Origin of the sequence: Streptomyces sp. NBC_00057 (assembly GCF_045041165.1) — a bacterium.
In the GTDB taxonomy this organism is placed as follows: Bacteria; Actinomycetota; Actinomycetes; order Streptomycetales; family Streptomycetaceae; genus Streptomyces.
Genome location: NZ_CP108256.1, coordinates 141,792 through 160,915, shown reverse-complemented (window position 1 = coordinate 160,915; position 19,124 = coordinate 141,792). Strand labels below are relative to the sequence as shown.

13 protein-coding genes and 4 pseudogenes are annotated in these 19,124 nt (G+C 67.9%); 7 read left to right on the top strand and 10 right to left on the bottom strand.

What is annotated here, in order from left to right:
• The first annotated feature begins 226 nt into the window (after positions 1 to 226).
• Positions 227 to 871 carry a hypothetical protein gene (locus OG953_RS00705; RefSeq protein WP_405681869.1) on the top strand — a complete coding sequence of 215 codons (645 nt, stop codon included), beginning with the start codon at positions 227 to 229 and terminating at the stop codon, positions 869 to 871.
• On the opposite strand, the gene OG953_RS00700 is transcribed toward OG953_RS00705, so the two are convergent.
• The 3 genes and pseudogenes from OG953_RS00700 to OG953_RS00690 form a co-directional block, all read right to left on the bottom strand.
• Positions 856 to 1,500, bottom strand: coding sequence for a response regulator (locus tag OG953_RS00700; RefSeq protein ID WP_405681868.1), 645 nt, complete (start codon positions 1,498 to 1,500; stop codon positions 856 to 858). The genes OG953_RS00705 and OG953_RS00700 overlap by 16 nt on opposite strands.
• Entirely contained in the window at positions 1,491 to 2,717 is a 1,227-nt protein-coding gene (locus OG953_RS00695) for a sensor histidine kinase (RefSeq protein ID WP_405681867.1), read from the bottom strand. The genes OG953_RS00700 and OG953_RS00695 overlap by 10 nt, the downstream gene beginning before the upstream one ends.
• Before the next feature lie 92 nt (positions 2,718 to 2,809).
• A pseudogene (locus tag OG953_RS00690) lies at positions 2,810 to 3,467 on the bottom strand (DedA family protein).
• Between the two features lie 610 nt (positions 3,468 to 4,077).
• Between OG953_RS00690 and OG953_RS00685 the strand changes: the two are divergent.
• Positions 4,078 to 4,218 (top strand): hypothetical protein, encoded by a 141-nt coding sequence (locus OG953_RS00685; protein WP_405681866.1) that lies wholly within the window; start codon positions 4,078 to 4,080, stop codon positions 4,216 to 4,218.
• Positions 4,219 to 4,757: 539 nt separating this feature from the next.
• On the opposite strand, the pseudogene OG953_RS00680 reads toward OG953_RS00685, so the two are convergent.
• Both OG953_RS00680 and OG953_RS00675 read right to left on the bottom strand, forming a co-directional pair.
• Positions 4,758 to 6,233 (bottom strand): annotated as a pseudogene (locus OG953_RS00680) (Helicase associated domain protein); the annotation flags it as partial.
• Positions 6,234 to 6,456: 223 nt separating this feature from the next.
• Positions 6,457 to 7,846: pseudogene (locus OG953_RS00675) on the bottom strand (IS1380 family transposase).
• Between the two features lie 770 nt (positions 7,847 to 8,616).
• On the opposite strand from OG953_RS00675, the gene OG953_RS00670 reads away from it, so the two are divergent.
• Entirely contained in the window at positions 8,617 to 12,474 is a 3,858-nt protein-coding gene (locus OG953_RS00670) for a hypothetical protein (RefSeq protein ID WP_405681865.1), read from the top strand.
• 3 nt (positions 12,475 to 12,477) lie between these two features.
• Here the strand turns inward: OG953_RS00670 and OG953_RS00665 are convergent, their stop codons facing one another.
• The 5 genes and pseudogenes from OG953_RS00665 to OG953_RS00645 all read right to left on the bottom strand — a co-directional run.
• Positions 12,478 to 13,032 (bottom strand): SUKH-4 family immunity protein, encoded by a 555-nt coding sequence (locus OG953_RS00665; protein WP_405681864.1) that lies wholly within the window; start codon positions 13,030 to 13,032, stop codon positions 12,478 to 12,480.
• A 131-nt stretch (positions 13,033 to 13,163) separates the two neighbouring features.
• On the bottom strand, positions 13,164 to 13,922 hold the full coding sequence (locus OG953_RS00660) for an IS6 family transposase (protein WP_405681863.1): 759 nt from the start codon (positions 13,920 to 13,922) through the stop codon (positions 13,164 to 13,166).
• A 9-nt stretch (positions 13,923 to 13,931) separates the two neighbouring features.
• The gene (locus OG953_RS00655) at positions 13,932 to 14,135 is read right to left on the bottom strand and encodes a hypothetical protein (RefSeq protein ID WP_405681862.1); all 204 of its coding nucleotides are present in this window, start codon (positions 14,133 to 14,135) and stop codon (positions 13,932 to 13,934) included.
• Between the two features lie 615 nt (positions 14,136 to 14,750).
• Positions 14,751 to 16,403: an ISL3 family transposase gene (locus tag OG953_RS00650; RefSeq protein ID WP_405681861.1), complete on the bottom strand. Its 1,653-nt coding sequence runs from the start codon at positions 16,401 to 16,403 to the stop codon at positions 14,751 to 14,753.
• A gap of 71 nt (positions 16,404 to 16,474) precedes the next feature.
• A pseudogene (locus tag OG953_RS00645) lies at positions 16,475 to 16,813 on the bottom strand (transposase); the annotation flags it as partial.
• A gap of 222 nt (positions 16,814 to 17,035) precedes the next feature.
• Between OG953_RS00645 and OG953_RS00640 the strand changes: the two are divergent.
• From OG953_RS00640 to OG953_RS00625, 4 genes are all read left to right on the top strand, one after another.
• On the top strand, positions 17,036 to 17,296 hold the full coding sequence (locus tag OG953_RS00640; protein WP_405681860.1) for a hypothetical protein: 261 nt from the start codon (positions 17,036 to 17,038) through the stop codon (positions 17,294 to 17,296).
• Between the two features lie 29 nt (positions 17,297 to 17,325).
• The gene (locus OG953_RS00635; protein ID WP_405681859.1) at positions 17,326 to 17,658 is read left to right on the top strand and encodes a NucA/NucB deoxyribonuclease domain-containing protein; all 333 of its coding nucleotides are present in this window, start codon (positions 17,326 to 17,328) and stop codon (positions 17,656 to 17,658) included.
• Positions 17,659 to 17,677: 19 nt separating this feature from the next.
• Complete coding sequence (locus tag OG953_RS00630) at positions 17,678 to 18,193, top strand: hypothetical protein (RefSeq protein ID WP_405681857.1); 516 nt, start codon at positions 17,678 to 17,680, stop codon at positions 18,191 to 18,193.
• Positions 18,194 to 18,504: 311 nt separating this feature from the next.
• Positions 18,505 to 19,083, top strand: a complete 579-nt coding sequence (locus OG953_RS00625; RefSeq protein WP_405681856.1) for a hypothetical protein — start codon at positions 18,505 to 18,507, stop codon at positions 19,081 to 19,083.
• Positions 19,084 to 19,124 lie beyond the last annotated feature (41 nt).

Genomic DNA, 19,124 nt, shown 5'->3' with positions numbered 1-19,124 from the left:
CAGTCGGCGTTGGTGTGTTGTCACTGGTCAGCGGTGGTTTTTGGGGTGGGGTTTCGCTGTCTTGGAAGTGAGAGATGGTGTCGGTGCCTGCTGTCACCGGGCGAGAGATGTGCAGGTCAGGCGCTGGCACGAAGGCGAGAGTTCTCAGCCAGGTCGGACCCCAGACCTGGAAATACCTCGACACCCCCATGACCGGCTGTGGGCACTGAGAGCGACGCTGGTGGCAGTGCCGCTCCACATCGTCATCCTGGCTTCGTCCTTCGCCGAGCGGGTGGAGTTCCTCGGGCTCGACGTGAAGGTGGGCTCGGTCGCCGACGTCGAGGCCGAGGCGGACATCATCTGCACGGTCACCTCGGTGGCGGTCGGCGACGGCCCGGTGCTGCTCGGCGAGAACCTTCGCCCGCACGTGCACATCAACGCCATCGGCGCCGACCTCATAGGCAAGTTCGAGGTGCCGCGGCGAGTGCTGAAGTCGGCGTTCGTCACGGCGGACCACCGGGGCCAGGCCCTGCGCGAGGGCGAGGCCCAGCAGCTGGTGGAGTCCGACCTCGGACCGGACCTCATGGAGCTGTGCGCGCGACCGGCGCTCGCGGCGGAGCACCGGGACGGGATCACCGTCTTCGACTCCACCGGGTTCGCGCTTGAGGACCACGTGGCCTTCGACGTCCTGCTCGAACTCGCCGCCGAGGCGGGCCTGGGGGACCACTTCCAGATCGAGCAGCTGCCGGAGGACGCGCTCAACCCCTACGCCTTCGCGCAGGTGTGTCGCGGGCCGTCCCCACCGCCTCCATCGGCGGGGACGGCCCGTTCCGCACCGACGACCGGGCTACGACTCCGGGCAGCGGAGCACCTGGCCTACGACTCCAGGTAGCGGAGCACCGCCAGGATCCGCCGGCTGTAGCCGGTCGTGTGGGACAACTCCAGCTTGTCGAAGACGGTGTTGAGGTTCTTCTCCACCGAGCTCAGCGAGATGTGCAGCTTCTGCGCGATGGCCGTGTTCGTGTGGCCCTGCGCCAGCGCCTCCAGGACCGTGTGCTCCCGGGGCGTCAGCCGCGCCAGCGGGTCGCCGTGCGTGGTCCGGATGACCAGCTGCCGTACGACCTCCGGGTCGATCGCCGCCCCGCCGGCGTGGATCCGCTCAAGCGCGTCGAGGAACTCCTCGACCTGCGCCACCCGGTCCTTCAGGAGATAGCCGACCCGCTCGGCGTTGGACGCGAGCAGCTTGGCCGCGTAGTTGCGCTCGATGTGCTGCGAGAGGACGAGCACGCTGACCTCGGGAAAGCGCTCCCGGATCTCGACGGCCGCCCGCAGCCCCTCGTCCGTATGGGTCGGGGGCATCCGGATGTCGACGACGGCGATATCCGGCCGCTGCTCCTCGACCTCCTTGAGCAGCGTCACCGCGTCACCCAGTGCCGCTAGGACCTCGTGGCCCTCCTCGACGAGCAGCCTGACCAGGCCCTCTCGCAGCAGGGTCGAGTCCTCGGCCAGGATTACGCGCATGGAAGCTCCGCGGTGATGGTGGTCGGTCCCCCGAGGGGGCTGTGGATGTGCAGGACGCCGTCGAGCGCGGCCACCCGGCTGCGCAGCCCCGTAAGACCGCTGCCGGTCTCGCTCGCGCCGCCCGTGCCGTCGTCCTCGACCCGTACGGTGAGCCGCGCCCCTTCGAGCGCCACCGCCACGGAGATCGCCGAGGCCGAGGAGTGCTTCGCCGCGTTCGTCACGGACTCCGACACCACGAAGTAGGCGGCGGTCTCGACCGGCCGGGGCAGCGGGGCGTCGACGTCGAAACGGGTCCGCAGCGGAATGCTGCACCGCTCGGCGACCCCGCCGATCGCCTCTTCGAGCCCGAGACTGTCGAGCGCCGACGGGTACACCCGCCAGGCCACCTCGCGCAGTTCGGTCAGCACGCCCTGGGACTCCTCGTGCGCCTGGAGCAGCAGCGCGTCGGCCTGCTCGGGGTTGCGGCCCCGGCGCGCCCGGGCGATCAGCATCGCGAGCGCCACCAGACGCTGCTGGACCCCGTCGTGCAGATCGCGCTCGATGCGCCGCCGCTCGGAGTCCACGGCGTCGACGACCGCGGCCCGGCTGGTGGCGAGTTCGTCGATACGGCGCTGGAGCAGTTCCCGCTCGGACGGTCCGAAGCATTCCCGGGCGGTACGGGCGTCAAGCGCGGCCAAGGAGTACAGACCCTGGACGTCGAGGAAGAGCAGCACGCTGCCGAGGAGGACCTGCGCGAGCAGCTCGTCCCAGCCGAGGGTGCCTCGGACCGCTCCGCTGACCAGGAGACCGGCCAGGACGGCGCCGAAGACCAGGAGTCCGATGACGACTCCGCAGAGCAGGCCCGTGTAGCTGCGGATCGCGAGGTAGCGGAGGATCTTCTGGTCGGAGGCCTTGTAGTGCTCCGGGAAGAGGTCGCCGAAGAAGGCGGAACGCCGGACCCGTTCGAGGGTGACCAGGCGCCGGGCGCCAGCCATCAGGATCTCCAGGGCGCCGGCCCGGGTGCGCGGCCAGAGCAGGAACGGGCCGAGGGCCGCGCCGACGACGAGGAAGTAGAGGGCGCCGACCAGAGCGGTCGCGCAGCCGACGAGGGTCCCCAGGCCGCGTCGCGGCCAGGACGGGGTGGTCGTACGGGTGACGGTCTCGTCCTCACCGGAGCCGTTCCCGCCGGGCTTGGCCGGCGGTCGGTCGGACGCGGTGCCTGCTAAATCCCCTAGCACGGGGCCCGAGACTAGTGCGCCCGCACAGCCCGGGCAAGATCGCTCGGGCTGTGCAGGAAGCGGTGCCGTACCGGTGGGGCGGGAGCCGAGGGTCACGAGGCGCGCCGGTGGGCCTGGCCGCGGCTGCGCAGCCGGACCGCCACGTAGGCCACGACGGCGACGACGACCAGGACCAGGACGGCCTTCGACAGGACACCGACGTAGGTCTCCACGACGTCCCACTGGTCGCCCAGCCAGTAGCCGGCCATCACGAGGATGCTGTTCCAGATGAGGCTGCCGAGGGTGGTGAGCATGATGAACAGGGGCATCGGCATCCGCTCGACACCGGCGGGCACCGAGATCAGGCTCCGGAAGATCGGCACCATCCTGCCGAGGAAGACGGCCTTGGTGCCGTGCCTGGCGAACCACTCCTCGGTACGGACCAGGTCCGAGGCCTTCACCAGGGGCAGTTTCCCCCAGATCGCGTGCATCCGCTCACGGCCGAAGAGCACCCCGATCCAGTAGAGCGCCACCGCGCCGACCACCGAGCCGAGCGTGGTCCAGAACAGCGCCGAGGCCAGGCTCAGCACGCCCTGACCGGCGGCGAAGCCGGTCAGCGGCAGGATGACCTCGCTGGGCAGCGGCGGGAAGAGGTTCTCCAGGGCGATGGCGACCGGCTCCCGGGCCGCCCATCGTGTCGACGAGGTCGGCGGCCCAGCCAGCGACGCCGTCCGCGGGCTCCTGGACGAGCGCCATGGTCGTGAGGTTCATGAGGGACTCCAAGCTGGCGGGGACGGTGGGGCGGGCGCCCCGTTCTTCTTCCTCAAACTTAGAAATCGCTGCTCAGCGCCGGTATGAGGGTTGCCGCCCACCCCGGTGGTGTTCTCCGCACCCCGGACCCTGTGGTTTTCCGCAGGATCCGGGGTGCGGAGGTCCCGCCGGCGGACGGTCTCAAGGACGGACCGAAGGCCGTGCCGACGGCCGCGCTGACCCGTTCCTGCCAGGTCCCCGGGAATCCCTGTTCCTTTCCGCGGGGCCGGGTCTACGTTGAATCCCGTTCGAGCCGAACACAGCCCGCACGCCGGATCACCACCGCAGTACGTCTCGAAGTGCCCCGGATCCCCGCCGGGCGCGGGCGACACCGGAGCCCGCCCTGGCCACCACCCCCTGAACGGCGACGACGGTCAGCCCCCGACCGCCGGGGTCTTCGCCGCAGCGCCGCCCGCGCACCCCCCCCACAGCGGCGAAGACCCCGGACGTCCCCCTTCCACAGCGGCCCGGCAGGCCCACGACTCCCCGGGGAACCCACCGTGTCCCATAAAAGAAACGGGTCCTGCACGGCGTCGGCGAGGCGGACCGCGAGCGGTGTCTGCTGGCCGCCGTGCAGGACGAGTTCGGTCTGTCCCTGCCCCGGCACGCCCTGGTCGAGGGCGTACTGCCGCAACTGACCACACGGTCCTGGAACCGTGCGCCGCGGGAGGGCGAGGCCTACGGGTACACCACGATCCGCTTCGGGCGGTGACGAAGACGCGCCGCCCGGCGCGGGCTGGCCACGCCGGGACCACGGGAACTACTGGGAATAGTGCGGGGTGAGGGAGCCCGGTCAATGTGGCTGTCGCCACGGCAACGAGCCAGGGCTGGTGGGTGAGTGCCGAGTGTCCACGCATAGAGCGAGACCACCCGGCACTGAGCCGACGACAAGCGCGCCCACGACGAGCGCGGTGATTCCGCCGGCCCTTGTGGTAGACGGGTGCAGCGTCGACGATGCTGCTATGTCCATCGCATGCCGGTGGTGGACAACTGCTCCACCCGCTTCGGCGACAGCGTCGCGATCCTGCTCCGCTGGTTACCGATCCATACCCCTAGCTTCAGCTCTCGGACCTCCTGGTTCTTGCCACTCCCGCCGCCCCCGTCGCCGCCGACGACGATCCGCTCGACGTGCTTCCTCAGTACCCGAGACGCCCCTTGCGCTCGTAGAACTGCCGCGCGGCCTCGTAGTTCTGCCGGCCCGCCCCCGGTGCCGTCGGTGTGGGGCCCCTCCGCCTGCCGACGAGCCGACCTCTACGCCTCCGCCTCTGCTGCCCAGGCGCAGCCCAGCTCGGCGAGGGCCGCCCGTTGTTCCGCATCCAGCCGGTCACGCCTGGCCCTCTGATTGCTGAGAAACACACCCAGCTTGATCACCGTGCCATCCGGCAGCTCTTCAACATGCGCCCTACCCACGACGACCTTGTCCTCCCGAGCGATGTACTGGGCGAGGGCCGCCAGGCCCCGCTGGAACGCCTGCTGCGCCTTGCTCGGGCCCTTCGTCGCGCGCGTGGCCGCCGGGGCGGGAGACGGGGCCTCAGTGGGCTGCACGTCCAGCGCGGACAGCCGCTCCTGCTGCTCGGGGAGGAGCTGCGCCCAGGTGTCCGGCTGCTTCTGCCGCTGGAGCCACTTGCCGATGTCGTCGCCGTCCATCAGCACGCCGGGCTGGATCTCGGGCAGGCTGCCGTCGGCCTCGACGAGGTCGGCGAGGACGCGGTAGTGGCGTTGCCAGTCCAGTGGCCAGGGGCAGTCCCAGTCGGGGTCGATCGCGGTGAGCTGCGCGGCGCGTTCCGCGGCCCGCTCCGGGTCCTTGCCCAGGCCGTTCTTCGCTCCCTTCCGCCGGAGGTTGGCCATGTGCTGCCCGATGGGCACCATCGCCTCGCCCTCGCCCCACGCCGCGTCCTGACGCGGAGCAAGGTGCCCGGTGGCCCGCCGGTAAGACCGCAATGCGGCGAGCTTGTTCTCCCACGCCTCCTCGCCCGGCTCCCACACCATCCCGGCCTCCGGCGTGTCCAGCAGGGTCTTGCGCCGCTCCTCCAGCTCCCCGGCCCGCAGGGCCTTCCGCTGCTGGTGCACCCATCGGCCAAGCGGGAAATCCTTCGTGACCCCTACTTCGACTTCCACGTCGTAGGGCACGGCGTAGAGGCCGGTGATCTCGTTCTCCGCCCGCCAGCGCAGCAGGGCCTGATAGCCCTCCAGCCACACGAGCGACTCCGGCCGGTAAACCCGGGTGCGCAGGAACGCTGCGATGGTCGCCGCGTCCCTGGGGGAGGAGAAGTGGAGCAGCGCCGCTTCGGCGGCGGCCTGGGTGCCGTCCTGCTCCTGGTCCTCGCCGTCACCCTCGCCGCCGGCCCCGACGATCCGACCGTCCTCGTCGCGCCGGACGTGGACCTTGCGCTTCCCGCTGGTGAGGGCGCGGGAGGCGAGCTGCTCGACGAGTCGTTCATCATGACTGCGGAGTCCTTGGAGGACCGCTACAAGAGGGCGGAAGCTGGCGGAGGCGACCATGTCCGTCGGGTCCTCGCCGGGCTCCAGGAACACCGGCACGATGATGCGCGCGATCTTCGTGCTGCCGTCCCGGTTGAGCCGGAGAGCCCGGCCGATGTTCTGCACGATCTCCACCTGGGAGCCGCGGGTGTCGGCGAAGCACACCGCTTCCACGCCCCGCTCGCCGGTGATGTCCACGCCCTCCCCGAGCACGCGAACGCTCGCGAGGAACGCCCGGTGCCCGCGAACCTTCCGCTGACCCATCGGTGCGTTGATGTCCTCGCGGTCCACCAGGGAGGCGTCCCTGAGCCCGGATCCACCGGCTTGATTGTGGTGTGATCGGTTCGGGGTCGTGCAGGGCGTGTCGGGGCTGAGTTGCGGATTCGGGCGTGAGGTGGCCGCTGGTCTGTCCAGCTTTTCCACTTTTCCGCAGGTCTCGGGCCCTTTTGGGCAGGTCGGTCAGGGAGTGTCAGAGGGCTGGTGGCGCGTGCACGATGCTGAAGAGCTGGGTGAAGTCCGTGCTCCAGGGCCAGCGTTCGGGTAGGTGCAGGGTGAGGCGGCGGGCCGAGCGGGCCAGGCGGGCGGGCACGTTGATCAGGTGGTCACGGATGGTGGCGGTGGTCGCTCTGGCATGGAACGTTCCGGCCAGTGCGCCGAGCGGCGCGGGTCAGGTTGTGCGCCAGGGCTGCCAGGGCGAGCCACGCGGCATTGGCCTGGAAATGTCCGGAGGGCGCGTGGGCGAAGGCGCTGTTCTTGACATCCGCGATCACCTGCTCGACGACAGCGTGCCGTCGGTGATCACGCTCGGCATTGTTCAAGGAGAGCGGGGAGTCGGTGAACGCGGCGTGGTAGCGCCAGGTGTCAAACAGCGTGCCCTGTCCGGCGGGGACGGCTTCAGCGCTCAGGCGTTTGACGCGGCGCACGATCAGACGGGCGGTGACCTGCTGCTTCTTCGGCTTGGAGGTGAAGGCGGTGTAGCCGGTCTCGGCTATCTCGGCGTCGGAGATCCAGCACTGGCCCTCCTCGTCCCAGACCGCCTGGGGGTACTTGATCGGCGTCCAGGCGTCCTCATCGATGCGGGCGATGGCGGCCTTGACGGAAGCATTCATCCGCACGGTGATGGAGAACCGCGCGCCCAGCGCCCGGCAGGAGTTGACGACATCGGCGCCGTAGAACGCCGAGTCCGCCCGCATCACCAGCAGGCCACTGGCGCCGCAGGCGCGAGCGGTGCGGATGGTCTCGGCGACGAATGCCGCCGCCCCGCGCGCGGAGTTCGATGGTCCCTTGCGCAGCCTCGTGGCGGCGATCACCGGGGCGGCCAGGGGTGTGGAGACGATGCCGAGCAGCGCGTTCAGGCCCTTGACCTTGCTGTATCCGTAACCGGCTCCCTGCTTGGCGTAGCCGTAGGTGCGGCGGATGGTGTCATCGATGTCCACGTAGGCGACCTGGCCCGCGCCGGGCAGCAACGGCGCGTGACGGGCCAGTTCGGGAAGGAACCGGCGGGCCACAGCATGCAGTTGCTTCACATGCCCGTGCGTGAAGGAACGCAGAAACGACCCCAGCGTGGACGGGGCCCGCACACCGGAGAAAAGGCGGCCCATCGCGCCGTGCCGTAGCCGGTGCATGTCATCGATGCTGTCGGCGCCCGCGACCATGCCGCCCACCAGCGACATCACTTTCGCCGCGGGGAAGGCACCGGTGCCGTCCTTCGAGGCCGGCAGACGGATGTATTCCCCGACCAGTGCGGGCAGACCGCACCGCTCGGCCAACCGCACCACCGGCTCCAGGCCGCCGTACGCGATCAGGTTCGGGTCGTCGAACGCGGATGAGACCGCCGCTGCGGCATGGGAAGATTGCATCTCGGAAGTGCCTTGCTGATCGTGCCTGATGTGGTCCTAGAGAAACCCCATCATCGCAGGTCACAAGGCACTTCTTCGTTCCCCGAGAAACTGTCCACAGACATCAAGCCGGTGGATCCAGGCTGAGCGGGCACAGATGACCTTGCAGGAAATCCCACCCACTTCCGGAAACTCGACTTCTGGTCGACCTGGTGTTCCTTGAGTTGAATCGCAGACATTCCCTTGCTTCCCTGATGTGTGATGAAGCTACTCTTTCAGAAGCCCGAGTGCGGGCACGGATAGGCGGCTGATCTCTCCCGAGCATCGCCTTTTGTCGGCGTACACGTGAACGTTCACTTGTACGCCGACACTCATGTCATAGGGCATCGCACTGACCTGCGGGTTCTCAGGCTGTCTCACGCTGTGTCCACCCGCTCGTGTCTCAGGGGCGATGTCATTTCCTACGGTGTCCAGGGAGCCGTGAAGGCCAGACTGTCAGCTGTTTACAGCCTGAGCCCTGTGCCCCCCCCGTTACACCCGTCGCGGGGCGATGTGGAGCAGGCCCCTCGTGATCTTCCCTAACAGGCACCCGTCCTTGCACTTGTCGCTGCCCGGGCACTCCTGCCCGGGCACTCCGCCGCCTCGCACTGTGGAGGAGGACACGGCCGGGTGAACGGGCGACGGCGGGGGATGCGGTGAAGGCCGGGCAGGACAAGTCTCCCGACAGCGACCGACCACATCAGTCACCACCTACCGGGTCTGCTGAGCACAGCTCTCCGACTCCTTCTTGTATGCCCGTCCCCGCCCCGCAGGTCCGCGGGCTGAGTCGGCAGAGTGTCCAGCGCCTTCAGGGTGCGGCGGGGAATGCGGCGGTCTCCCGCCTGGTCGCGCAGCGCTATACGGCCCCGGTGAAGCCGTCCCCCGCCCAGGCCCCGGGCTTCCGGGCGGTGAAGGCGGACGTGGCGGCGAAGCGGACCCGGATCGCTGTTCACGCGCCCGCGGCTGCGGAGTCGAAGGCGTCGCAGGACGCGGCCCTCGCGCCGCCGGACGACAAGGAAGCCCAGGGCAAGACGGCGAACGCGGAGAAGATGAATGCCGCGAAGCCGGGGGAGTTCGACAAGAAGGCGTTCGTCGACGCGGTGAACAAGGCGATCGACGCACAGGCGCCGAAGAACCTCGACGAGGCCGACGAGTTCTCCAAGTCCGGGAAGGCCGACAAGGTCAAGGACGAGGTCGACGGGAAGGTCACGGACGGCAAGGAGTCCTCGGCCAAGGACATCGACACGGCGACGAAGGCCCCGCCGGACACCTCGGCCGCCAAGGACAAAGAGGTCACCCCCCTCACCCCGGACCAGCCTCCGGCGAACCCGGGCGCCCCCTCGGCGTCCGACGCGATCCCAGCGAAGCAGCCCGCAGCGGTGACGGACTTCTCCGAGGGCCCGGCCACCAACGACCAGGCGATGGCGGACGCGGAGATCACCGAGGAACAGCTCGCCAAGGGCAATGAGCCGGAGTTCAACGAGGCGCTGTCCGCGAAGAAGACCGCCGAGACGGACTCCGCGAAGGCCCCTGCGAAGGGCCAGGCAGCGGAGAACCAGCAGCTGGCGGGGGCGAAGCAGAACGCGGCGGCGTCGGGGGCCCAGGCGATGACCGCGCTGACCGCGACCAGGGCATCGGCGGGAAAGCAGGTCGACGGCGGCAAGGGCGACACGAAGACCAAGGACGAGAAGAAGCGCGCCGAGGTCACGGCGAAGCTCCAGAAGGTCTACGACGGCACGAAGAAGGACGTCGAGGAGACCCTGTCCGGCCTGGACAAGAAGGTCGACACGGCGTTCACGGCGGGCGAGAAATCGGCGCGGGACGCGTTCACGGCGGACCACAAGCGCCGGATGAAGAAGTACAAGGACAAGCGCTATTCGGGCTGGAGGGGCAAGGCCCGCTGGGTGAAGGACAAGTTCGCCGGCCTGCCGAAGGAGGCGAACAACCTCTACCAGGAGGCCCGCAAGCTCTACGTCTCCCAGATGCGGACGGTGATCTCCGCCGTGGCCGACCTCATCGGTACGGAACTGGGCAAGGCGAAGGCCCGTATAGCGAAGGGCCGCACCGAGCTGAAGGCGGAGGTCGACAAACTCCCCGCGGACCTCAAGCAGTTCGGCGAAGAAGCGGCGAAGGACTTCGCCGGGAAGTTCGACGACCTGGAAGCCACGGTCAACGAGAAGTCCGAACAACTGGTCCAGGACCTGGCCAATAAATACACCGCTGCACTGAACAAGATCGACGAGGAGATCAAGAAACTCCAGGAGGCCAACAAGGGCCTGATCGACAAGGCGATGGACGCGATCGTCGGCGTTGCCAAGACGATCAACGAGCTGAGGAAGCTCCTGCTCGGCATACTCGCCAAGGCCGGCTCCGCGATCATGAAGATCCTGAAGGACCCGATCGGGTTCCTCGGCAACCTGGTCAAGGCGGTAGGCGCGGGCCTCAACCTCTTCATCAGCAACATCGCCGAGCACCTCAAGACGGGTGTCGTGTCGTGGCTGCTGGGCACCGCGGTCAAGGCGGGCCTCGAACTCCCCCAGAAGTTCGACCTCAAGGGCATCATCCAGCTCATCGGCTCACTCCTGGGCCTGACCTGGGACAACATCCGCGCCCGCGTGACCCGCAAGGGCGTCCCCGACGAAGCGATGACCGCCGTCGAAACGTCCGTCCCCGTAGCGAAGAACATCGCACGCGAGGGCCCGGCAGGCGCGGTCAAGGAAATCCAGGCAGAGACCGGCGACCTCAAGGCGACGATCCTGCAAAAGCTGACGAGCTACCTGATCCCCACGGTCATCATCGCGGGCATCACCTGGATCCTCTCCCTCCTCAACCCGGCCTCCGCATTCATCCGGGCGGTCAAGGGAATCATCGACATCGTCACGTTCATCGTGAACCAGGGCGCCCAGATCGTCGACTTCGTCAACGCGGTCCTGGACGCGGTCATCGCCATCGCCAACGGCGGCCAGGCCGGTGTCCCCAAACTCATCGAAGCCGCCCTCGCCACGAGCGTCCCCCTCCTGATCGGCTTCCTGGCCGCGCTCCTGGGCATCGGCGGCCTCGCCAACAAGGTGAAGTCCGTCTTCCAATCGGTGTCACGACCGGTGACCCGCGCGATCGACAAGATCGTCAACTTCATCGCCAAGAAGGGCAAAGCCCTCTGGCAGAAACTCAAGAGCAGGTTCGGCAAGGACAGCAAGCCGGTCACGCCGCAGCAGAAGGAGAAGGCCCTCGACGCCGCCTCGACCGAGGCGCACCGCCGACTTGCCGCGGGCGCGTCCGGTGCCCAGATGCACGGCATCCTTGAGCAGGTCTACCGCAAGTACCAGCCGCAGGGCCTGTCCTCGCTGCGCCTGGAGCGCACCGCCGAGCACGAATTCCAGGTGGTTGCCACGGGCAGCCCGGCCAAGGTGAAGAAGGGCCTGCACACGAAGGCGCCGAAGGAGGCCGAAGGCGACGAGGGCGCGCTCCCGCTCGGTCCGAAGCTGGAGAGCAACTGGCAGGCACAGCAGCAGAAGAAGGCCCTGCAGGCGCAGCACCAGGTCAGCGACGAGGCCCAGCACGAACTGCAGAACCAGCTCAACGCCTCGGTGGAACAGCAGCAACAGCAGGGCAGCGCCCGCGACGACACGACCTGGGCGCGCAGCATCATAAAATATGAGGTCCCCGAGAAGGACGGCGTCCAGGTGCGCCTGGGTGCAAGTGGCGCGCGGCTCATGGATCACAGCGGGGTGCACGACGCCAAGGGAGCCCACGCCGAGGAACAGGTCACCCTCCATCATCGGAAGGTCGACCTCCCGGCCATCACGGCCGCGCCCCAGGACGTCAAGAACATGTCGATGCGCTACGAGATCAGCAAGAGCCCGTGCGTCAACTGTGCGACCTTCATTGCCGACTTCCACGACCGGGACCTGAGCCCCAAGAGCAGCTCGCCGGTGAACACCACGGTCGCGACCAGCTCGCTGTACCAGGGCGAGACGGTGTTCACGGGTGAAATCATGCGGCGCTACTCCAAGATCTTCGAAAAGTTCGCCGGGCCCGAGAAGGTGCTCCTGCTCGCCGACTACAAAAAGGAGCTCCAGGAGAAGATCGACGCCGAGATCAAGGAGGATGGCGACGCGACGACCAGCATGATCAAGGATGAGAAGATGCGGTTCTCCGGGTCGCCGGGATCGCACAGGAAGAAGCGCGAACAGGCTTACGCCGACCGGAAGGCGAAGTGGCAGGGAATCCCGGTCCAGGGCGAGGACCTCCGGCCCGATTGGTTCTACATCCGGCGCACCACCGACCATGGCCGAGTGGGCCTGGCGATCCTGCGGGCTCACGGCATCTCCGTCACTGCGCTGGACGGCGCCGCACTCGGCCTCGGCCACCCCAACCCGACGGACGCAGCCGACCGTCCGCTGACCGCGGAGGAGGCGAAGGCGATGTCACAGACCGACCGGGACAACCGCGAGCTGTTCCTCGACGAGCTCAACGCCAAGGGCAAGGTCATTGTGGCTGAGGTCAACAAGATCGACGCGAAGCTGACTCAAGGCATGGGTAGTTCCCCCAAGCAGAGCGAGGTCCACGACAAGTGGGTGGAGGAGCACGGGTACGTCGGCTCGCGGTAGGCCCTACTCCGCGGCGATCGAGCGCAGGCTGAACAGCAGCAGCAGCTGCCAGTACTGGACCGGGCTCTCGAACGATGGTGGGTCGATCGCGCTGACCTCGGGGATCAGCGCCCGCAACAGCTCGCCGACCTCCGACTCGTCCCTGGGGCGCAGGTCGGCTAGAAGCAGCGAGACCCGGCATAACGTCTCGATGAATCGCTCAAGCGTGCTGCTGATCAGACCGCCGTTGCGCTTCGCGTCGCCCGGCTTGTACCAATAGACGCGGCCGTCCTTGCTCGACAGGCAGGTGAGGCCACCCATGCCGTTAGCGATCACCAGGTCGTCCCCGAAAACCACCCGGTCCACGGCGGCACCCGAGAAGATCGAAGCCACCGTACGCGGCTCGTCGGACGCGATGTCCCCGAAGACCAGCAGATCCATGAACAGTTGCGGCAGGCCGACCTCGGTCAGGACGCGCCTGTCCGCCTCGCCGGAGACACGCCGCGCAGCTACCTCGGGTGGCATCCGCTTGACCCAGTCGTCACCGAGTGCCTCGGCCATTTCCTTGTGCGTGACCATCGCAGGCTCCTCAACTGGGTGTCGTCCGGCTCACCGTAGCAACTGCAGTCCCCAGGGCGTTGTCACGTTGATGGCGCGGTGACCGGTCGATGGAGCTTCGGGGCGTGCTGAGGTGTGGTTTCGGTGCCCGTTTAAGCCGCGGCAGTCAGGCCGATGTTCTCGGTGACGTGGTCCCAGAGGGTGAAGCGGATGGTCATTTCGAAGCGATGTTCGGCGGCGGTGCAGAGATGTCGCCGGGTGCGGAAGTGGGGTGAGATGCCGCTGAACGCGGACAGGAACCGCTGCGCTTCACCGACGGAGCGGAAGCCCTTCATCGCGCGTTCGCGTTGCCTCGTCGGCTGGTGGGAGTTCTCGGTCCGGTTGTTCAGTCCCTTGTGGGAGCGGTGCTCCACCGAGGGCATGATTTCGCGGTGGGCCGCGCCGTAGGAACGCAGCTTGTCGGTGACGATCACCCTCGGCACCGCCCGGGTCTTCTTCATCAGACGGCGGAAGAACCGCCTGGCCGCGGCCTTGTCGCGGCGGTTCTGGACGAGGATGTCGAGGACGTTGCCGTCCTGGTCGACGGCCCGCCACAGGTACTTCCGCTCGCCGTTGATCTTGATGGAGACCTCGTCCAGATGCCACTTGTCGCCGGGCCGTGGCTGTCGGCGGCGCAGTCCGGCGGCGTAGGCCTGTCCGAACTTCAGACACCACCGCCGCACCGTCTCGTAGGAGACGATGACGCCGCGCTGGAGCATCAGCTCTTCGACCTCGCGGTAGGACAGAGGGAAGCGGAAGTACAGCCACACGCAGTGCGAGATCACCTCGACCGGGTACCGGTGACCCCTGTACGACGGCAGCACAGACGACACCAGCGATCCCCTCCCCAGCGTGATCAACACGAAGATCATCCCACCCGGTCAGCCAACGTGACAGTGCCCCGCCGGGAGTTCGAAGCCCAGATGGGCTTCCGCAACCGCCAACTCGTCAACGGTACAGCCGTCTTCCGGCTGCAAAGGCCGGCCCATCCACGCGTCGGCGAACCAGCGCACGAAGTCCCAGGCGCGGGCACGAGTACGCACTTCGCCCCGCAGCGCCACTGACACATCAGGTCCGTCCAGCATGCCCAGGACGCTACTGCCTGCCTCGCCCGACCAACCACATCGGGGGCATGACAGGCCGCGACAGTGCAGCCGTCCCCCGACTTGACACACCAACGACATGAGATGTCTCGTCCACGCCGGACAGCCTGTCTCGGCGTCGCTTGAATTCGGTTCAGGCACGGATTCCGTGAAGTGGATCAGGTCGCCTGAGGGTCCGTCACGGTCTGTGGTCAGCCCGATTCTTCCCCGGACGCCGAGACCGGGCGACTCGCGGTGAGAGAGAATGCTCGGCATGACGACTTGAAGAGCACCGGCCGGGCGACAGCATTGGCGAAAGGTCGGGGGCTGGGACACGATTCCCGACGGCGATCGACTGGTCTGCGCCGCCTGCCGAACGTCCGCCTGCTCGTACCAGTATCGCTTCCATCCGCCCGAGTCCTCCATGTTCGAGCGCTGCATCGGACTCGCCTGGTGTGCAGGTTGCAGGATCTACTCCGGCAACATGGTGTACGTCCCGCGGAAGCGAGTCCTGGTCGACCTCCTCGCCTCTCTTCCTCCTGAGCAGCGAGAGCGGCTTCTACGTTCGGAAACGCGAGTGATCGAGTTCCTGGACCGCCAGGCCCGAGGCGGCAGAGGTTAGGGTCGGCGGCTGGCCGCGATCAGGAGGAGCCGCTTGCGCAGCAGCGGTGGTTTCGCTCTGCCGAACATGCTGCGCTTGAGGGCTTTCAGGTCGTTGACGCGGCCCTCGACGGGCCCGGAGGACCAGTCGGTGCTCATGCCGTAGACGACGGCGTCGAGGTCGGGGATCAGTCCGGCGGCGAAGCCGGCCAGGCCGCACTGCTCGTCCGCGCAGACGTCGGCGATCCAGTGCCGCAGCCGGTCTCCTTCGCGGTTGGTCATGATGGTCGCGAAGGTGCGGACGTGGCCTGCGGCGGCCGTGAGCTCGGGTGAGCGGGCCAGCAGGTTCTTGAGCTGCTGCTGGTCGTCTTGGCGTAGGTGGTCCGGGTGGCGCATGATCCAGCCGGTGGCCTCGCGGGGTGAGGGCGGCCTCGCGATCGGTGGTGGGCTCCCGGCAGCCCGACGGTCGGAACGTAGCGGCCGGACGTAGTCGCGCAGGGTGCTGTAACTGCAGCGTGCCGCGCGTTCTTGCAGCTCGCGATGGAGCCCGGACACGTTCGTGCAGCCCTCGGCGATGCGCTGATCGAGGTAGGGCTTGAAGGCGTCGAGCTTGCTGGTCCGGTTCTGCCACTGGCCGTGCAGCATCGCCTCTGGACTGGCCGCGCGGGCGTACTTGCGGACGGTGTTGCGCCCGAGACCGAGGCGTCTGGCGATCTCGCGCAGACTCAGGCCCTGCTCTACCTGGGCCCGGACGGCGGCGTGGGTGTCGCGGAGCCGGTCGAGGAACTTCCCCTGCGGGTAGGGCTCGGACGGTTCCTCGGCCGCTTTGACCGTCTCGACCTGTGCGGGCTCTGGTTCCGGTCGCTCGGGTTCAGGGGAGGTTTCGACCAGGTCGCGCAGTAGGGCGCGGTGGCGGGAGACGAGGCGTTCGACGGCCTCGGCGAGGTTGTGCCAGACGTGCCATTTGTCCGCGCAATGCTGGGCGTTTGGGGCGCCTGTGCGGGCTCCGTCGGCGAAGACCTGCGCGCGGTCGCGGCAGATGATCTCGATGCCGGGGTGCTCGCGTAGCCAGGCGGCGACGCTGTCCGCGTCGCGGTCGGGCAGCAGGTCCAGGGGCTGGTGGGACTCGCAGTCGACCAGGATGGTGCCGTACCGGTGGCCCTTCCTGGTGGCGAACTCGTCGATGCCCAGCACGCGCGGGGTCGTCCAGGCCGGGTCCGGCAACGCCATGACCAGGCGCAGGACGGTCGTCCGGCTGACCACGATGCCGAGTAGCAGCGCCAGACGGGCCACGGCGCGGGCGGCCAGGACGACGCCCAGCGCGGCGAGCATCCGCTGCAGGACGGGCGTTCGCCGGCCGTAGCGGCTGGTCAGCCCGTCTATCTGCTCGGCGAACGTCACCCGCCGGCACTCGCCGTTGTCGCAGAACAGCCGGCGCACCGACAGTTCAATCACCACGCCCCGCCCGCCGCACGGCGCGTCCGCCAGGCGCCGTCCGTACCGGCTATGCACCCGGCCAGACGGCGCCTGGCAGCCCGGGCAGAGTACGGGGACGTCTTCCGGCGTCGACGCTTCGATCACCACACGGCCGTCCCGCACCTCCATGCACTCGACCTGTATCCCGGCGAGATGCGGAAGCAGAAGGAAGAGTTCTTCACACGCGGCCAGCATCCGACCGAAGATGACGGAGCGTCACCGGCGCACAGAAGCACGATCGACTTCACGGAATCCGTGCCTTAACCAAGTTCAGCCGCCGCCGACAGCCTGCGCTGCCGCTTCTTGACGATCTGCGGATCGAAGCTGCCGGCGGTGTCCCGGGGCACCTTTACCTCGACCGGGCCGACATCGGTCAGCACGGTCTTCGTTCGAGTGCCGTTGCGGCTGTTGCCATTGTTCTTCCCGGCCGGATCGTGCTTCTCGTAACCGAGGTGATCGGTGATCTCGCCCTCCAGGGCGGACTCCAGGACCCGCTTGGTCAGCAGCTGCAACAGCCCACCATCGCCAGTCAGTTGCAGGCCCTCGCTCCGGGCCCGGTCGACCAGCATCGCGACGAGCTGTTCGTCCGACGCGGCCGACGGCATCACACCACCGGCCGACTCCTCGACGGACTCATGCTCGATCGTTGTCTCGCTCACTTGGCGTCTCTCCCTTGATCAGCAGATCCGCCGTTGATTAGACACTCCCGGCGTCTGCGCCAACGGGACGTCTCGGGGCCCTGAAGCCCCTTGAGCATGAGCAGGGAAGCTTGACGAGCCTGTTCTAGATGCGAAGATGTCGCAAGGCAGATAAGCACGAGGTGGGTTATGGAAGATGACTCCGCTCCCGACCCGTCAAGGAAGGTCACGGATCAAGATCTTGCGCGCCTGATGAAACGCGGCATGGATGAACTGGCCGAAGACCCAGCCGCGACAGAGATCTATGCGCGCATTCAGCACGGGCAGGATTTGAGAGAGGACCGAGCCCACAGGGAGCGCTCTGAAAGATCTGCGGCCATCGGGTTTCTGGTTGGACTGGCGATTCTGGCGATTCTCATCGCTTACTCCATCGCAACCTTCGAGCCGTAATGCAGGGGAAAAGCAGGTGTGAGGTGGGTGTGGCGTTCCCGGGACCGCTGGCCCTGACCTCGACAGGTGCCAATCTTCTCGGCCTGGTCAAGCACCTGGCGATTTGGGAGTCCAGGTACTTCGGCGAGGTCTTCGAGGAGATCACCGACCGCTACCGTCGCGTCTGGGAGCACTCGAGGGGCAAGAGCTGCGACGAGTACCCCTTCGCGTCGACCAAGGAAGGCGGAGCGACGGGTGTCTTCAGCCGCAGGATGATCAACGAGAAGCACAACAGCACCGCCGGTGGATCCAAGTACCTGCTCAAGGCGTACAAGGACAATAGGATCCTGAACGGCGACGCCTTCTGGGTCGCCATCTCCTGACGCCGAGGAGGCACCCGGTATGCCGGAAGAACGCGGGACCACTCGTGTGTGGGTGTATGCCCGTCAGTTCTACATCGTCGACCCGGACCTCGGTACCGACCAGGCACCGGACATCGCGGACGCCGGCAACGGGCTGATCGCCGTGGAGGAGGACGGTGCCAGCGTCCTGACCGGACTGACCCTCGGACCGGTCGAGGTCACCGTCACCACGCACGCGTCCGAGCCACCGCTCCACGAGGGTGACTGGGACGAGGTGGTGGAGACGTCGTTCATCTCCACCACCGGCTCGGCTCTTGTCACCTCCTGGGAGGACGGCGAAGCCGAGGACCTGCCCGACCTCGCCACCAACGGACCGGGAAACTACCGCGTGCGTGTCCATGCCCGCGGCCGCGACCAGGGGCGTGCCAAGGACAGTCTCGGCCCGGACGACGACCCGGTCGAGGTCTACCTGCTTCAGGTGTGGCCCGCTCCCGCGGCCGAAGAACGGATCATCCGCCAGACCGACCAGGTCGGCGACGAATGGCGCCAGCTCTAGAAGAACAACGGGTCCGCCGCCACAAGACGGCGGACCCGCCGCTGAAAGACCAAGGCCAGAGACAACCGGGCCCCACGCTATGCCGAGATATGCAGCAGGAAGCCACGGCTGAGCTCCAGACCATCCCGGTCAGGCTGACCTCGACGCCAGGAAACCGTGATTCACCGGTTCGGGTATTCGCCCGCCGGGCCCGGCCGGGCTGGGGCAGGTCGCGGATGGGCCGACCGGGCCTACAAGCGAAGCGGCGCCTCCGCCTCTGCCGGGGCTGGCCTTCGAGACTCACCGGCGTTTCGGTGGGGGAGGGGCGAAAGATGTGGGAGACCGAGGAGTTCGGCAGCGAGCACGAGGGCCGGCCCGGGGTTCTGCTGGCCGACGGTACGGAGCCGGGCCCGGTGTATTTCGATGCCGGGAGCGGGCCGACGGTCCACCAGAGCGTTGACTGGTGGGTCTACGACGGCACGCTCGGCGCCCCGATCGCCACCGAACTGCGCGGGGCATGCTCGTGCGGGTGGCGCGGCAGCACCCGCTACCCGCTCGACTGGGAAGCCGTCGACCGCCGGCGCCCGTACCTGGCCGACACCAGCGGACCGGAAGGCGACTGGGACACCCACATCACCGAAGTACAGGCCCGCACGGTGCCCGTGCCCGCAGACCTCACCGTCCTCCTCGACCAGGTCGAGAAACGCCTCACTGATCTGGTCGCCGACGAACCGCTGGCCGCACTCCGGGCCGTCGCGGTCTTGGAACGCCTCACCGAGCGTGTGGCGACCGACGCCGCGTTCAGCGTCGACACCGTGGACGGGCCGCAGTGGGGCACCGTTGCCCAGGTGCTCGGGATCAGCGAACAGGCCGCCCGCTCCCGCCTGACCCACTACGCCCTGCGCCGCTGACGCCGGAGATCGGGGCGGCCCGGGTGCCGGGCTGCCCCGAT